We start from the raw sequence: 15,171 nt of genomic DNA on the forward strand, positions 1-15,171 counted from the left end.
ATTGAGTAAGTAGTGCGCGGGCAAGCCAATAGTCGATGCTTCAGGCAGTGAATTCGGTACAATAGCCCGGCAAGCCCATTCACTCTTTCCCGTGCAGCCATGAACCAACTCGAACAACTGAAGCAATTTACTACCGTGGTGGCCGACACCGGCGACTTCCAATCGATCCAGGCCTACACGCCGCGCGATGCGACGACGAATCCGTCGCTGATCCTGAAGGCCGTGCAAAAGGATGAATACAAGCCGCTGCTGGAAAAGGCCGTGCGCGACCATCCTAACGCCTCGACCGCCGAAATTATCGACCGCCTGCTGATCGCCTTTGGCGTGGAAATCCTGCAAACCATCCCCGGCCGCGTCTCCACCGAAGTCGATGCGCGCCTGTCGTTCGACACGGAAGGCACGGTCACCAAGGGCCGCGACCTGATCGCCCTGTATTCGAATGCCGGTATTCCACGCGAGCGCGTGCTGATCAAGATCGCCTCCACCTGGGAAGGCATCCGCGCCGCCGCCATCCTGGAAAAGGAAGGCATCCGCTGCAACATGACCCTGCTGTTCTCGCTGGCCCAGGCGATTGCCTGCGCCGAAGCGGGCGCCCAGCTCATTTCGCCGTTCGTCGGCCGCATCTACGACTGGTACAAGAAATCGACGGGTATCGATTACATGGGCGCGGAAGATCCGGGCGTGCAATCGGTCCGCCGCATCTACAACTACTATCGCAAGTTCGGCTACAAGACCGAGGTGATGGGCGCGAGCTTCCGCAACACGTCGCAAATCCTCGAACTGGCCGGCTGCGACCTGCTCACCATCAGCCCCGACCTGCTGCAAAAACTGGCCGACAGCGACGCGCCGGTGGAACGCAAGCTGAGCGCCGAAGCGGCGCCATCGACCAACATCGTGCAAATGTCGCTGAACGAAGAAGCGTTCCGCTTCATGATGAATGAAGACGCGATGGCGACGGAAAAACTGGCCGAAGGCATCCGCGCCTTCTGCATCGATTCCGGCAAGCTGAAACAGATGATCGCGGCGCTGCGTTAATCGCGGCAATCGCGACGGACGAAAAAAAGCGGCGCCGTGCATTGCACGGACGCCGCTTTTTTCATGCCCGTGCGATCAGGAGCAGCGGAACGTGGCCACGCCCTGGTAATTGGCGCCATTCGCCAGCTGCGCCTTGTAGGCGGCGATCAGCAGATAGCGGCCGGCGCCGCCGTCGCCCAGCATCAGCTGCGCGCCCGTGCCGTTCGACAGGTAGCCGCCGGTGATGCTGCTGGAACCTGGCGAAGCGATGGTCGTCGAAGCCGATACTTTGCCCGTGCTGCCGCCAGCGCTGGCGTCGATGGCCAGCGCTATTTTCGCGCCGGAGGCATCGAAGGACATGCTGGCAGTGCCGCTGGCAGTGCCGAAGTAGCCGCTCGACGAGATGTTCGTACCGCCCGTATAGCTTGGCGCCGTGAACGTGCCGGCATCGCAGGTGAACGTGCCGGTCGCTGGCAATGCGGCGAGCACGTTGTAGGCGACGTAATGCGCGCTGGCATTGTTACCGGTCAACGTCGTGGCACCAGTACTGTTGCTGAACGAGCCCTTGAACCAGCGTCCCTGCGCAAAAGCCGCGTCGCCGCTGATTTCGCGCGTCACGGACGGGTTGCCCGTCAGCACGATGCTGCCGATATTGCTCAAGGCGCCGGAGGTATCCTGGACCAGCAGGCTGGCCTTGCCACTGCTCTGCAAGCCGATAGCCGTAAAGATGAAGCGGCTATTGTCGCCATTGACGAAACGGGCGCTGACGCTACCCGTGTTTTCGCCGGTGGCCGCTGGCACGGCGGGAACGACAGGAACGACGGGCGCCACCGGATCGGCAGGCTTGGTCGTGTTCACGGCAACCGCCGTATCGGATGGGGAAGAAGAACCGCCACCACCGCAAGCGGCAAGCGAAGCGGCGATCAGGGTCAGAACAAAAGCGTGATTCAGTTGCATACGATTCCAATAAAAAAAGCAAGACATACGGAATCCTTGGCACATGCCAAAAATTCAACGTCCAATATTATGCAACATTTCTCAAGAGAATGGTTGCCTTAAAGAAATTTATTAATACCAACAATGGGACTATAGCGAGCGCGACTGTGTCGTGGCGCCACGCTGGCGGTAAAATACCTGGCTACAGGCCGCCAACGACTACTCATGCAATCACCGATCACTATCCGCCTGGGCCGCCGCGCCCGGGCGCGCATCGCCGACAACGGGGTGCGCGCCATCGATATCGCCATCGTCCCTGCCGCCGCAGGCGGGCCGAAAGGCTTGATCCTGCACCAGCTCGATTGCTGGCTGTTCGGCCACTTCCTGCCGCAAGCGCCGCGTCCGCGCCAGTTCGTCGGCGCCTCAATCGGCGCCTGGCGCATGGCCGCCGCCGTGTTCCCCGATCCGGTGGCCGCGCAGCGCCGCCTGGTGCGCGAATACGTGGGCCAGCGTTATCCCGACAAACCCGAGGCGGCGCACGTCAGCCGCACCTGCCGCGCCCTGCTCGACGCCGTCCTCGATGGCCAGGATGCGCAGCTGCTGCGGCACGAGCGCCACAGCCTGTCGGTGCTGGCCGTACGCGGCATTGGCGCGCTGGCGCAGCCGGGCAAATGGCGCGACCGGCGCGGCTTCCTGCTGGCGGCCGCCGGCAACGCCGTGGCGCGCGCGCGCCTGGCCGCCTCGCTGGAGCGCACCGTGTTCCATGCCGGACCGGACGGCGCCAGCTGGCTGCGTTCGCGCTTCGACGCCTTTCATTCCCACTTCGTGCCGCTGGCGCAAGACAACCTGCGCGACGCGCTGCTGGCCTCCGGCTCCATCCCGCTGGTGCTCGATGCGGTCACGGACATCGCCGGCGCGCCACCCGGGCGCTACTGGGACGGCGGCCTGGTCGACTACCATTTGCACCTGCCCTACCAGCGCGAACCGGACCTCGTGCTGTATCCGCATTTTGCCGACCATATCGTACCGGGCTGGCTGGACAAGGCCATGCCCTGGCGCCGCGCGCGCAGCGGCGATAGCGCACTCGACAACATGATCCTCGTCTCGCCGTCGCCCGCCTTCGTGGCCAGCCTGCCCAATGGAAAACTGCCGGACCGGCGCGACTTCCCCCATTACGGGCAAGACCACGCGGCGCGCATGCGCGACTGGCGCCGCGCCATCGCGGAAAGCGAGCGCATGGCGGCCGCCTTCGCCCGCTGGGCCGAGCAGCCGGACTTGCGCCAGGCGGGCGATCTGTAGCACGGGCGTGGCTGCAACAGACGCCAAAACAAGCGCGCGTTTCGCTCGCCTCTTGGTCACTTCTCAGTGCATACTATGTCGCACAGGCAATTAAATCCCCTTGCGACAGGAGCTCCAACCATGCACGCCCTCTCCCACCTTCGTATCGGCACGCGCCTGGCTGCAGGCTTCGCGCTGGTGCTGCTGCTGTCCGTGATCTCCACCTCGTACGCGCTGTACAGCGCCCACGTGAATGCCGAAGCGACGCGGCAAATGATGGAAAAACCGCTGGCCAAGGAACGCCTCGTATCGGACTGGTACGTGCTGATCTATTCGGCCATCGCGCGCACCTCGATGATCGCCAAAAGCACGGATGAAACCCTGTCCAGCGTGTTTGCCGACACCATCGCCGACAGCACCAAACAGGGCAGCGAACTGCTGAAGAAAATCGAGGCGCTGCTCGACAGCGACGAAGAAAAAGCCATCTTCAAATCGTCCATCGCCGAGCGCGTCAAGTACCAGGATGCCAAGACCCTGGTGATGAATGCGCGCAAGGCCGGCGACGCGGCGCAGGCGGAAAGCACCTACCGCGACAGCTTCGCGCCGGCCGCCGCCAAATACCAGAACAACGTCAAGGCCCTGCTGTCGCAGCAGCGCCAGGCCATCGACGCCACGGCGCAAGCGATCGAGGCGGCCAACGGGCGCAGCTTCACCCTGCTGCTGACCTTGTGCGTGCTGGTGGTGGCGCTGGGCAGCGTCTGCGCCTGGCTGATCACGCGCTCGATCACGCAGCCGTTGAAGGCTGCCGTAAAAGTGGCGGAAACGGTGGCCGACGGCGACTTGCGCACGCATTTCGGCAAGGCCGCCAGCGATGAAATCGGCGACCTGATGCGCGCGCTGCACGGCATGAACGAGGCGCTGCGCAAGGTGGTGTCGGAAGTGCAGACGGGCACCAACGCGATTGCCACGGCGTCGGGCGAAATCGCCGCCGGCAACCAGGATTTGTCGGCGCGCACGGAGCAGCAGGCCAGCTCGCTGGAAGAGACGGCGTCGTCGATGGAAGAACTGACCAGCACCGTCAAGCAGAATGCGGACAATGCGCGCCAGGCCAACCAGATGGCGGTGGCCGCGTCCGGCGTGGCCGAACGGGGCGGCAGCATCGTCAGCCAGGTGGTCGACACCATGGGCGCCATCGATACGGCATCGACGAAAATCGTCGACATCATCGGCGTCATCGACGGCATCGCCTTCCAGACGAATATCCTGGCCTTGAACGCGGCCGTCGAAGCGGCGCGCGCCGGCGAGCAGGGACGCGGCTTTGCCGTCGTCGCCACGGAAGTGCGCAGCCTGGCGCAGCGCTCGGCCGCGGCGGCGCGCGAAATCAAGACCCTGATCGGCGACTCGGTGGAACAGGTCAACAATGGCACGCGGCTGGTGCAGCAGGCGGGCAGCACCATGGGTGAAGTGGTCGACAGCGTGCGCAGGGTGACCGACATCATGGCCGAGATCACCGCCGCCAGTGCCGAACAAAGCCTGGGCATCGACCAGGTCAACCAGGCCATCGCGCAGATGGACCAGGTGACGCAGCAAAATGCGGCCCTGGTGGAAGAAGCGGCCGCCGCGGCCGAAAGCATGCAAGACCAGGCCGCGCGCCTGGCGCAAGTGGCGGCCGGCTTCCAGCTCGAACACGTCGTCGCGGCGGCGCCCGTGCGCGCTGCGCGGCCGGCAAAGGCCGCCATTGCCAGCACGCAAAAACTCGCGCCACGCCAGTCTCAGGCCACGGCCGGCAAGCCGGCAGCACCCAAAGCGGCCGGTGCGGCGGCGCACAAAACGCCATCGCACATCGCCGGCGACGACTGGGAAGAATTTTAAGCCCGGAGGTTCAAGCCCGGTTTTCAAGCACAGTTTCAAGCGCCGTGCCGGCGGCGGCAAGGCGCTTGAAACTATTTGACAGCGGCGCCAGGCGCGCCGATACTGGTTTCAGGTGGGACTGGCGCGCCACCGCGACATGAGACAGCCGGCGCCTCCAGGGAGAGACCATGCGCCCCTATCTTGTTTCCGCCCCTTGCTTCAAGCACCTGGGCGCCGCCATGCTCTGCTGTGTTTTGGCGGCCTGCAGCGTCGCACCGCCTGCCAGCCTGCCCCCCATCTTCAACAACAGCGATTTCGCCCCGGCCGCCGCCATCGACGCCAGCCAGGTCTTTGCCATCGACGAGCCCATGCGCCAGTATGTGCGCACACAAGTGCGGCGCGAGGCGCGCAACAAGAACGACCGCGCGGCCCTGTATGACGCCCTGTACGACAAGAGCAGGCTGAAACTCGAATACGATGCGGCCATGACGCGCAATGCGCGCGAAACGTTCGCGGCGCGCCAGGGCAACTGCCTGTCGCTGGTGATCATGACGGCGGCGCTGGCGCATGAAATGGGCTTGCAGGTGCGCTACCAGGAGGTGCTCGGTGAAGAAAGCTGGAGCCGCAGCGGCGACATGTATTTTGTCGCCGGCCACGTCAACCTCGTACTGGGCCAGCGGCTGGACGACAAATCCGGCCGATACGATGCCAAGGGCATGATGGTGATCGATTTCCTGCCGTCCGCGGAGATGGGCAGCTACCGCACCCGGGAACTCGACGAAGCAACCGTGCTCGCCATGTACATGAACAACCGAGCCGCCGAAAGCATGAGCGAAGGCCAGCTGGACCAGGCGTATTGGTGGGCCAGGGCAGCGCTGCTGCAGGACCCCTCGTTCACCGGCGCCTACAACACCCTGGGCGTGGTCCAGTTCCGCCATGGCAACCTGGCGCAAGCGCGGCGCACGTTCGCCCATGCGCTGACGCGCGCGCCGGACAACACGGTGCTGCTGTCGAACCTGGCGCAGGCGCTGGAAGCGTCCGGCCTGCAGAATGAAGCGCTGCCGCTGCGCCGGCGCCTGCTGGCGCTGCAGCCGCAGCCGCCTTTCCACTACTTCAACCTGGGCAAGGCGGCCATGCAGCAAAACGATTACGTGCGGGCGATACAGCTGTTCTCACGTGAAATCGCGCGCGACCCGTACTACCACGAGTTCCACTTCTGGCTGGCGCAAGCCTATGCGCGCCTGGGCCAGCTGGAGCAGGCCGGCAAGCAGCTGGAACTGGCGATGAGCAGCAGCACCACGCGCAGCGACCACACGCTCTATGCGGCCAAGCTGCAGCGCCTGCGCGCCGTCACCACGCATTAATCTTCCAGGAACATCTGCTGCAGGTCGTTCAGGAAGCACAATCCCCGTTCCGTCGGGCGGATGACCTGGTGGTCGCGGTACAGCAAGCCTTTCGCTTCGGCCGCATTGAGCGGCTGCTCGATGGCGTTGAGGGCCAGGCCCGTGCGCTCGGCGAACAGGTTCGGCGAAAAGCCCTGCGTCAGGCGCAGGGTATTGAGCATGAATTCAAAACCCATTTCCTCGCGCGCCAGTTCGCGCTCTTCCTGCACCGGGTTGCCGGCCAGTACCGCATCCATGTAGGCGCGCGGCTGCTTGTAGCGGGCCTGGCGCAGCACGCGGTGCGGGAACGATATCTTCGAATGCGCGCCAGCGCCGATGCCGAGATAATCGCCGAATTCCCAGTAATTGCGGTTGTGCTTTGCCTGGCGGCCCGGCTGCGCATAGGCCGACACTTCATAGCGGCCGTAGCCCGCCTGCGCCGCGCGCGCGGCCACCATGTCGGCAATGTCGGCGCTCTCGTCGTCGTCCGGCAGCACGGGCGGATACTTGGCGAACAGGGTGTTCGGCTCCAGCGTCAGGTGGTACAGCGACAGGTGCGGCGGCGCGAACGACAGCGCCGTTTCCAGGTCCTGCCGCGCCTCGTCCAGCGTCTGCGTGGGCAGCGCGTACATCAGGTCGAGATTGAAATTGTCGAAATTGGCGTGCGCGATCTCCACCGCGCGGCGCGCTTCATTGTCGTCGTGGATGCGGCCCAGCGCCTGCAAATGGCGGCCATTGAAGCTCTGGATGCCGATCGACAAACGGTTGATGCCGCTGGCCCGGTAGGACTTGAATTTTTCCGCTTCGAAGGTGCCCGGATTGGCTTCCATGGTAATTTCGCAATCGGGCTCCAGTGGCAGCAGGGTGCGCACATCCGACATCAGCCGGTCCAGGCCCGCCGCCGACATCAGGCTGGGCGTGCCGCCGCCGATGAAAATCGTGTGGATCTTGCGGCCCCAGATCAGCGGCAGCGCCATTTCCAGGTCCAGCCGCAGGGCCGCCAGGTATTCGGCTTCCGGCAAGTCGCCGCGCACCTCGTGCGAATTGAAGTCGCAATACGGGCATTTTTTCACGCACCACGGGAAATGGATGTACAGCGACAGCGGCGGCAGGGCCGTCAGGTTCAGCGCGCCCGGCTGCAGGTATTTCAGAGCCGCCCCGGCCGCGCCGGAAATGCCTTCCTGCGGCGCGGGAGCGGCGCCGGGCTTGGCTGCCGACTTGGCAACGGCGCCCACCAGTTTGATCGGGATCATCGCAGCTTTTCCACCAGCGCGCGCAGGGCCTGGCCACGGTGCGACAGCGCGTTCTTTTCATCGGACGTCAGTTCGGCCGCACACTTGCCCAGCGCGGGAAGGAAGAAATGCGGATCGTAGCCGAAGCCGCCGTTACCGCGCGGCGTGGCGATCATCTCGCCATTCCAGCGGCCGTCGGCGATCACGGGCTGCGGGTCGTCCGCATGGCGCACGTACACCAGCACGCAGTAGTAGTACGCGGATTTGTCGGCATGCGCCTCGAGGTCGGCGATCAGCTTGGCGCTGTTGGCGGCGTCCGATTTCGGCTCGCCCGCATAGCGCGCCGAGTACACGCCCGGCGCGCCGCCGAGCGCATTGACGCACACGCCGGAATCGTCGGCCAGCGCCGGCAAACCCGTCAGGCGCGACGCGTGGCGTGCCTTCTGCAGAGCGTTTTCAACGAAGGTGTGGAACGGCTCGTCGCTTTCCGGCACGTCATACTCGCCCTGGGCGTGGACGGAAAAACCGATGGTCGAAAGCAGCTCGTTGAATTCCTTGAGCTTGCCGGCGTTGTTGGAGGCGAGGATGAGGCGTTGGGTCATGTCAGTAGTCCGGTTGAAGTGCCGACATTGTAAACCTTTTGCGCTCCCCTCACCTTGGCCCACCGCCGCGCTCAACGGCGGCAAAAACGGGCTTGTTGCCCGGCGCGGCGGGCGGCGATGTGTAAATCTGTGTAAAGATTAAATGCCGAGGGCTTGCTTCTGCATGGCGATCAGATCGGCGATGCCGCCCTGCGCCAGGTCCAGCAAGCGGTCCATGCCGGCTCGGTCGAATGCGGCGCCTTCTGCCGTACCCTGCACTTCGATGAAGTGGCCCGCTTCCGTCATCACCACGTTCATGTCCGTGTCGCAGCCCGAGTCTTCCACGTAGTCGAGGTCCAGCACCGGCATGCCCTGGTAGACGCCCACCGAGATGGCGGCGACAAAGCTTTTCACTGGGATGGCGGCGATCGCGCCGCGCGCCTGCAGCTGGGTAAACGCGTCATACGCGGCCACCATGGCGCCCGTGATCGAGGCCGTGCGCGTGCCGCCGTCGGCCTGGATCACGTCGCAATCGAGGTGCAGAGTGCGTTCGCCGAATGCCTGCAGATCGAAGGCGGCGCGCAGCGATCGGCCGATCAGGCGCTGGATTTCCTGCGTGCGGCCCGACTGCTTGCCGCGCGCCGCTTCGCGGTCCATGCGCGTGTGCGTCGAGCGAGGCAGCATGCCGTACTCGGCCGTCAACCAGCCCTGGCCCTTGCCCTTCAGGAAGCCCGGCACCTTGTCTTCGATGCTGGCCGTGCAGATGACCTTGGTGTCGCCGCACTCGATCAGCACCGAGCCTTCGGCATGCTTGGTGTACTGGCGGGTGATGCGGATGGCGCGCAGCGCGTCGACGGCGCGGCCGCTCGGGCGGGATTCGAATGTCATGGGGATGTCCTGTGTGATTGGGGTTGCGGCAGCGATTCTACCACCGCGCGCCCGTCTATTTGCGGCCATGCAACAGCGCAAGGCGCAATGGCGGGCGGCGCACACATGATCCATACAATCCTGCCCCGCCAAACACAATTTTCTTTACAATGCCGTAAAACGCACACTATTCAGCAATTTCCAGGCCATCGAGCACTTCGGTCCTGTTTTGCGGCGCGGGCGGTATTGCCTGCGCTGGCTGATTAAGTGTATAAGTGACTGTATACAAGACCAAATCGGGGAATCCTTTGAGCATTTCAAGCATGACAGGCTACGCGGTTGCCACCAGCGAAGGTGCTGCAGGCACACTGACAATTGAAATCAAGAGCGTCAACTCACGCTTTCTCGACCTGCAATTCCGGATCAACGACGATCTGCGGGCTCTGGAGCCTGATTTGCGCGCCGCCGTCATGTCCGCCATCACGCGCGGCAAAGTCGAGGTACGCCTGAGCTTTGGCCGCAAGGCCGCGACGGCCGGCACGCAGGCGCTGAACCTGCCCCTGCTGACCGAACTGGCGCGCCTGCAAAACGAAGTGGGCCAGCATTTTGTCTCCGCGCCCGTCATGACGGTGGCCGAACTGCTGCGCTGGCCTGGCGTCATCGAAGAAGCGCAAGTGGGACAGGAATCCTTGCAGGCGGACGTGGGCGCGCTGACCAAGCGCACCGTGGCCGCTTTCGTCGACAGCCGCAAGCGCGAAGGCGCGGCGCTCGAAGCCGTGCTCGTGTCGCGCATCGAAGCGATGGAAGCCATCGTCAAGCGCATCACGCCATTGATACCGCAAGTGGTGGCGGCTTTCCAGCAAAAAGCCATCGAGCGCATGCAGGACGCGCTGGGCCTGGCCAGCCAGGGTTCGAATTCGGCCCTGTCGCGCCAGGACGCCATGGAGCGCATCCGCCAGGAAGTGATCTTGTACGGCATCCGCATCGACGTATCGGAAGAACTGGCGCGCCTGTCGGCCCACCTGGGCGAAACGCGCCACATCCTCACCAAGGGCGGCCAAGTGGGCAAGCGCCTCGACTTCATGATGCAGGAACTGAACCGCGAAGCCAATACCCTGGGCGCCAAGGCGTCCGTCAAGGAACTGGCCGACGCCTCGATGGACTTGAAGCTGCTGATCGAGCAGATGCGCGAACAGGTGCAGAACCTGGAATAAGGGCCAGCCTGGCCAGGCATCCTCCATGCCGGCCGCTTTGGGACTGGCTCGCCGCCTTGCCTCTTGGTAAAATAGCGGATTGGGCGCCGCTTGCGCGAGCATCGGCGCCAACAACACGATTATTGAAAGATCCGCATGAGCCACCCTACCGCCTTCTCCGGCAGCCTGTTCGTGGTTGCCGCGCCATCGGGCGCCGGCAAATCGACACTGGTCAATGCATTGCTGGCGCAAGAGCCCGGCATCAAATTGTCGATCTCGACCACCACGCGCGCGCCCCGTCCGGGCGAGCAGCATGGGCGCGAGTACTATTTCACGACGGCGGAAGACTTTGTCGCGCGCGCCGACCAGGGCGAATTCCTGGAATGGGCGGAAGTGCATGGCAATTACTATGGCACCTCGCGCATCATGGTGGAACAGCAAATGGCCGCCGGCACCGACATCCTGCTGGAAATCGACTGGCAGGGCGCGCGCCAGGTGCGCAAGCAATTCCCCCGCGCGGCCGGCATTTTCATCCTGCCGCCGTCGATCGATGCGCTGGAAGAACGCTTGAACAAGCGCGGCCAGGACGAGCCGCACGTGATCACGCGCCGCCTGCTGGCGGCCGGCGGCGAAATCGCACACGCTCCCGAGTTCGAGTATGTTATTATCAATGAAGAGTTTACGGTCGCTTTGTCCGAACTGAGCGCGATCGTGAGAGCGGCCCGTTGCCGGTTTGCGCAACAAGCGGCCCGCAACGCATCGCTATTCGCCCAGCTGGGCCTGCACGCAGAATAATCGTTTCTGCACGCCAGTTCACACAGCACCACGCACACAAATTTAGGAGTTACTATGGCCCGTATCACAATCGAAGATTGCCTGAAGCAGATCCCTAACCGTTTCCAGCTGACCCTGGCTGCGACCTATCGCGCACGCCAGTTGTTGCAAGGCCACACCCCGAAGGTGGAAGCCAAGGACAAGCCTACCGTTGTCGCACTGCGTGAAATCGCTGCCGGTAAAGTCGGCATCGAAATGCTGAAAAAGGTCCCGATGTAATTGGGAACCCGCGTGCCGGAACAGTGCTGACCCCTGGTTCTACCGTATCCTTTATTCACACTGTGAAGCAACGCGACGTTTTATGAGTCTGACCCCAGCCGACACGACTTCCGCAGCACTGCCGCCCCTGGCCCCGCGCCAGGCGGCAAAACCGCAGGGCGCTTCCGCGCCCGGCACCGGCACGTCCGGCAGCAACACCCCCGCAGCACCGCCAGCGCCCGCCCTCGGCGTGGCCTCCGTCAGCCATCTGGCCGACAAGCTGGCCGAATACCTGTCTCCCGCCGACCTGAAGAAAGTCAAGGAAGCCTACCGCTTCTCCGACGAAATGCACCTGGGCCAGATGCGCCGCTCGGGCGAGCCGTATATCTCGCATCCGATCGCCGTCGCCGAAATCTGCGCCGACTGGAAGCTCGACGCGCAAGCCATCATGGCCGCCCTGCTGCATGACGTGATGGAAGACCAGGACGTCAAGAAAGATGAATTGATCGAGCGCTTCGGCGCACCGGTCGCGCACCTGGTCGACGGCCTGTCGAAACTGGAAAAGATCGAATTCCAGAGCCAGATCGAAGCGCAGGCGGAAAACTTCCGCAAGATGCTGCTGGCCATGGCCTCCGACGTGCGCGTGATCCTGATCAAACTGGCCGACCGCCTGCACAATATGCGCACCCTGGACTTCATGACGGCGGCGAAAAAGCGCCGCATCGCCAGCGAGACCATGGAAGTGTACGTGCCGATCGCGCACCGCCTCGGCCTGAACAACATCTACCACGAGCTGCAGGACCTGTCGTTCTCGCACCTGTACCCGATGCGCTACCGTACCCTGGCGAAAGCCGTCAAGGCGGCGCGCGGCAACCGGCGCGAAGTGGTCAACAAGATCATGGAAGCGGTGAAAAGCACCTTGTCCATGGCCGAGCTCGAGGCCGACGTCACGGGCCGCGAAAAGACCCTGTACGACATCTATAAAAAGATGCGCAGCAAGCATTTGTCGTTCTCGCAAGTGCTGGACGTGTACGGCTTCCGCGTGGTGGTGGGCAGCTTTGCCGACTGTTACGTGACCCTGGGCACCCTGCACAGCCTGTACAAGCCCATGCCGGGCAAGTTCAAGGATTACATCGCGATCCGCAAGCTGAACGGCTACCAGTCGCTGCACACGACCGTCATCGGCCCGTACGGCACACCGGTCGAATTCCAGATCCGCACGCAGGAAATGCACCGCACGGCCGAATCGGGCGTGGCGGCGCACTGGCTCTACAAGAGCGGCGAATCGAACCCGTCCGACCTGCAGCAGCGCACGCATGCGTGGCTGCAATCCCTGCTCGACATCCAGCAGCAGACGGGCGACTCGGCCGAATTCCTCGAGCACGTCAAGGTCGACCTGTTTCCCGATTCCGTCTACGTGTTTACGCCGAAGTCGAAGATCATCGCCCTGCCGCGCGGCGCCACGGCGATCGACTTCGCCTACTCGATCCACACGGGCATCGGCGACCAGACCGTGGCCGTCAAGATCAACAACGAAACCTCGCCCCTGCGCACCGAGCTGCACAATGGCGACATCGTGGAAATCATCACCGATTCTTCGTCGCGCCCCAGCCCGACGTGGCTGTCGTTCGTGCGCACCGGCAAGGCCCGTTCGGCCATCCGCCACCATTTGCGCACGATCAACCTGCCCGAATCGATCGCCCTGGGCCAGCAGTTGCTGTCGCAGGCGCTGCACACCCTGAACATCGACGCCGACCTGCAAGCGCCACTGGTCGAACGCCTGCTCAACGAATCGAGCGCCAATTCCATGGACGAGCTGTACGCGGACATCGGCATCGGCAAGCGCATGGCCACCCTGGTGGCGCGCCATATCTTCGGCTTGATCGGCGGCGAAGCGGCCAGCATGCCCGTGGAACACAACAGCGGCAGCGAGCTCGACCCTGTCACCATCTGCGGCAGCGAAGGCGTCTCCGTGCAACTGGCGCCATGCTGTTTGCCGATTCCGGGCGACCAGATCATCGGCCAGCTGCGCCGCGACCAGGGCTTGCTCGTGCACACGAGCGACTGCTCGCAAGCGAAACGCCAGCGCGCCAAGGAACCGGACCGCTGGATCGCCGTGCGCTGGGGAACCGAACTGAACCGCCGCTTCGACTGCCGCATCAAGGTGCTGATCAACAGCGAGCGGGGCATCCTGGCACGCGTGGCCGCCGAAATCGGCGAATCCGACGCCAACATCATCTATGTCGGCATGGACGAAGACAAGGACAACGTCCTCGACCAGCTGCGCTTCACCGTGCAAGTCAAGGACAGGGTCCACCTGGCCGCTCTGCTGCGCAATGTGCGCAGAGTGGCCGGCGTGAACCGCATCCTGCGCGAGCGTAACTAAAACCCAAAGCGAAGACTGGGGTCGGACCCTCAGGGTCCGACCCCGGCCCTCATGCTTTGCGGGTTTGCAGTTCCCTCACAAATTTGGCACTTCCAACGACCGCATTGCCACGGCTGGCGGCACGCAATACCTGAAGCGCCGTTTCCTCATCAGCATGAAATAACGCAGTATAGGCCTGCTGCCGCTCGCCTTTGTTTTTGCCCATGCTCAAGTAGAGTGAATGTGGACATACCAATGCATCCTCGCGCCCCTCTGCATTGCAACGATAGCTGGACCATCGGTAATGCCCCGAATAACGTACCATGCCGGCCCGCACGGGATTGAGTTCGATGTAGCGCTGGCATATCAACAAGTAGCTCACATCCTGCACAACACAGGACTTGTAGCGCCCGTCCCACAACGGGCCGCTACGATGGCGCCGCCAGTTGATGTAATGTGCGTACTCTTGCCCTAGCGCCTTCATCATGCGCGAGACAGCCAAAACACTATCTGCGGACAGCAGCAAATGCACATGATTTGTCATCAGGACATAGGCATGCAGCGCGCAGCTTTGCGCATGTGAGTGCCGCTGCAGTTGCTGCAAATACCAAAGGAAATCGGCGGGATCAAAGAAGCAGATTTGCCTGTCCGCCCCACGCTGCACCACATGCAAGGGCATGCCAGGCATAAACAAACGCTGGACGCGGGCCATGGTCGTTCTCCCATCAAGAAAAGTCCCAGCGTGACAGGCTTATCAAGACGAACCCTGCGTCACCGCAAACTACCCCTCCCCCGGCGCCGGATACGTCACTTCCAGCAACTCCAGTTCCTGCTCGCCCAGCGGCGTGGTGAGAGTGATCACGTCGCCTTCGCGCGCCTTGGTGATGGTGCGGGCCATGGGCGAGACCCAGCTGATCTTGCCGTTCAGGGGATCGAACTCGTCGATGCCGACGATGGTGATGGTGTGCGTTTCGCCGTCGCTGGTGCGGTAAGTTACCGTGGCGCCAAAGAACACCTGGTCGTTGCCATGGTGCACGCTGGGGTCGACGATGGCGGCCAGGTCCATGCGCTTGGTGAGGAAGCGGATGCGGCGGTCGATCTCGCGCAGTCGCCGTTTGCCGTAGATATAGTCGCCATTTTCCGAACGGTCGCCATTCGACGCCGCCCAATGGACGATGCGCACCACTTCCGGACGGTCGACGTCGATCAGCTGCAGCAGCTCTTCCTTGATGCGCTGGTAACCGGCCGGCGTGATGTAGTTCTTGGCGCCGGCGGGAATGGCCAGCGCCAGCGCGGCCGCTTCTTCATCGTCGTCGTTGTCGGATTCTTTTACAAAGGCTTTATTCATCTGTCTATTGTAGCCCCGCCAGAGAGCCGCGGGCACACGGGATGCGGGGGCAAACGGGCTTTTTTGACGTATCATCGTGGCAATCGCGGCAA

14 protein-coding genes are annotated in these 15,171 nt (G+C 63.4%); 8 read left to right on the forward strand and 6 right to left on the reverse strand.

Annotation, left to right across the window (positions count from 1 at the left end; translation table 11 throughout):
* The first annotated feature begins 99 nt into the window (after positions 1-99).
* On the forward strand, positions 100-1,035 hold the full coding sequence (tal, locus tag AC54AG_RS01290) for a transaldolase (RefSeq protein ID WP_496629322.1): 936 nt from the start codon (positions 100-102) through the stop codon (positions 1,033-1,035).
* 75 nt (positions 1,036-1,110) lie between these two features.
* On the opposite strand, the gene AC54AG_RS01295 is transcribed toward tal, so the two are convergent.
* The gene (locus AC54AG_RS01295) at positions 1,111-1,971 is read right to left on the reverse strand and encodes a hypothetical protein (RefSeq protein ID WP_496629323.1); all 861 of its coding nucleotides are present in this window, start codon (positions 1,969-1,971) and stop codon (positions 1,111-1,113) included.
* A 204-nt stretch (positions 1,972-2,175) separates the two neighbouring features.
* Here AC54AG_RS01295 and AC54AG_RS01300 point away from each other — a divergent pair, with 204 nt between their 5' ends.
* From AC54AG_RS01300 to AC54AG_RS01310, 3 genes are all read left to right on the forward strand, one after another.
* On the forward strand, positions 2,176-3,249 hold the full coding sequence (locus AC54AG_RS01300) for a patatin-like phospholipase family protein (protein WP_496629324.1): 1,074 nt from the start codon (positions 2,176-2,178) through the stop codon (positions 3,247-3,249).
* Positions 3,250-3,369: 120 nt separating this feature from the next.
* Complete coding sequence (locus AC54AG_RS01305) at positions 3,370-5,100, forward strand: methyl-accepting chemotaxis protein (RefSeq protein ID WP_034753977.1); 1,731 nt, start codon at positions 3,370-3,372, stop codon at positions 5,098-5,100.
* Positions 5,101-5,267: 167 nt separating this feature from the next.
* The gene (locus AC54AG_RS01310) at positions 5,268-6,443 is read left to right on the forward strand and encodes a tetratricopeptide repeat protein (RefSeq protein ID WP_496629325.1); all 1,176 of its coding nucleotides are present in this window, start codon (positions 5,268-5,270) and stop codon (positions 6,441-6,443) included.
* On the opposite strand, the gene hemW is transcribed toward AC54AG_RS01310, so the two are convergent.
* From hemW to rph, 3 genes are all read right to left on the reverse strand, one after another.
* On the reverse strand, positions 6,440-7,714 hold the full coding sequence (hemW, locus tag AC54AG_RS01315; RefSeq protein ID WP_331778419.1) for a radical SAM family heme chaperone HemW: 1,275 nt from the start codon (positions 7,712-7,714) through the stop codon (positions 6,440-6,442). The two genes, AC54AG_RS01310 and hemW, sit on opposite strands and share 4 nt — an antisense overlap.
* Complete coding sequence (gene rdgB, locus AC54AG_RS01320; RefSeq protein WP_034753983.1) at positions 7,711-8,295, reverse strand: RdgB/HAM1 family non-canonical purine NTP pyrophosphatase; 585 nt, start codon at positions 8,293-8,295, stop codon at positions 7,711-7,713. Before rdgB ends, hemW begins: the two co-directional genes overlap by 4 nt.
* A gap of 138 nt (positions 8,296-8,433) precedes the next feature.
* On the reverse strand, positions 8,434-9,162 hold the full coding sequence (rph, locus tag AC54AG_RS01325; RefSeq protein WP_331778421.1) for a ribonuclease PH: 729 nt from the start codon (positions 9,160-9,162) through the stop codon (positions 8,434-8,436).
* Between the two features lie 302 nt (positions 9,163-9,464).
* Here rph and AC54AG_RS01330 point away from each other — a divergent pair, with 302 nt between their 5' ends.
* From AC54AG_RS01330 to AC54AG_RS01345, 4 genes are all read left to right on the forward strand, one after another.
* A complete protein-coding gene (locus AC54AG_RS01330; RefSeq protein ID WP_034753986.1) occupies positions 9,465-10,355 on the forward strand; it encodes a YicC/YloC family endoribonuclease in 891 nt (296 codons plus the stop codon).
* A gap of 135 nt (positions 10,356-10,490) precedes the next feature.
* Positions 10,491-11,129, forward strand: a complete 639-nt coding sequence (gmk, locus tag AC54AG_RS01335) for a guanylate kinase (protein WP_080753685.1) — start codon at positions 10,491-10,493, stop codon at positions 11,127-11,129.
* Positions 11,130-11,183: 54 nt separating this feature from the next.
* Complete coding sequence (rpoZ, locus tag AC54AG_RS01340) at positions 11,184-11,387, forward strand: DNA-directed RNA polymerase subunit omega (protein ID WP_010400723.1); 204 nt, start codon at positions 11,184-11,186, stop codon at positions 11,385-11,387.
* Positions 11,388-11,469: 82 nt separating this feature from the next.
* Entirely contained in the window at positions 11,470-13,752 is a 2,283-nt protein-coding gene (locus AC54AG_RS01345; protein WP_070303641.1) for a RelA/SpoT family protein, read from the forward strand.
* Between the two features lie 49 nt (positions 13,753-13,801).
* Here AC54AG_RS01345 and AC54AG_RS01350 read toward each other — a convergent pair whose 3' ends face one another.
* Entirely contained in the window at positions 13,802-14,443 is a 642-nt protein-coding gene (locus AC54AG_RS01350) for a transposase (RefSeq protein ID WP_331778422.1), read from the reverse strand.
* Positions 14,444-14,512: 69 nt separating this feature from the next.
* Positions 14,513-15,079, reverse strand: a complete 567-nt coding sequence (greB, locus tag AC54AG_RS01355; RefSeq protein WP_035821325.1) for a transcription elongation factor GreB — start codon at positions 15,077-15,079, stop codon at positions 14,513-14,515.
* Positions 15,080-15,171 lie beyond the last annotated feature (92 nt).

It is taken from the genome of Janthinobacterium sp. BCJ23 (genome assembly GCF_059617945.1).

What these genes read in the sequence shown, in the direction of transcription:
- tal (WP_496629322.1), top strand. Translation starts at nt 100, where the DNA reads ATGAACCAACTCGAACAACTGAAGCAATTTACTACCGTGGTGGCCGAC.
- AC54AG_RS01295 (WP_496629323.1), bottom strand. Translation starts at nt 1,971, where the DNA reads ATGCAACTGAATCACGCTTTTGTTCTGACCCTGATCGCCGCTTCGCTT.
- AC54AG_RS01300 (WP_496629324.1), top strand. Translation starts at nt 2,176, where the DNA reads ATGCAATCACCGATCACTATCCGCCTGGGCCGCCGCGCCCGGGCGCGC.
- AC54AG_RS01305 (WP_034753977.1), top strand. Translation starts at nt 3,370, where the DNA reads ATGCACGCCCTCTCCCACCTTCGTATCGGCACGCGCCTGGCTGCAGGC.
- AC54AG_RS01310 (WP_496629325.1), top strand. Translation starts at nt 5,268, where the DNA reads ATGCGCCCCTATCTTGTTTCCGCCCCTTGCTTCAAGCACCTGGGCGCC.
- hemW (WP_331778419.1), bottom strand. Translation starts at nt 7,714, where the DNA reads ATGATCCCGATCAAACTGGTGGGCGCCGTTGCCAAGTCGGCAGCCAAG.
- rdgB (WP_034753983.1), bottom strand. Translation starts at nt 8,295, where the DNA reads ATGACCCAACGCCTCATCCTCGCCTCCAACAACGCCGGCAAGCTCAAG.
- rph (WP_331778421.1), bottom strand. Translation starts at nt 9,162, where the DNA reads ATGACATTCGAATCCCGCCCGAGCGGCCGCGCCGTCGACGCGCTGCGC.
- AC54AG_RS01330 (WP_034753986.1), top strand. Translation starts at nt 9,465, where the DNA reads ATGACAGGCTACGCGGTTGCCACCAGCGAAGGTGCTGCAGGCACACTG.
- gmk (WP_080753685.1), top strand. Translation starts at nt 10,491, where the DNA reads ATGAGCCACCCTACCGCCTTCTCCGGCAGCCTGTTCGTGGTTGCCGCG.
- rpoZ (WP_010400723.1), top strand. Translation starts at nt 11,184, where the DNA reads ATGGCCCGTATCACAATCGAAGATTGCCTGAAGCAGATCCCTAACCGT.
- AC54AG_RS01345 (WP_070303641.1), top strand. Translation starts at nt 11,470, where the DNA reads ATGAGTCTGACCCCAGCCGACACGACTTCCGCAGCACTGCCGCCCCTG.
- AC54AG_RS01350 (WP_331778422.1), bottom strand. Translation starts at nt 14,443, where the DNA reads ATGGCCCGCGTCCAGCGTTTGTTTATGCCTGGCATGCCCTTGCATGTG.
- greB (WP_035821325.1), bottom strand. Translation starts at nt 15,079, where the DNA reads ATGAATAAAGCCTTTGTAAAAGAATCCGACAACGACGACGATGAAGAA.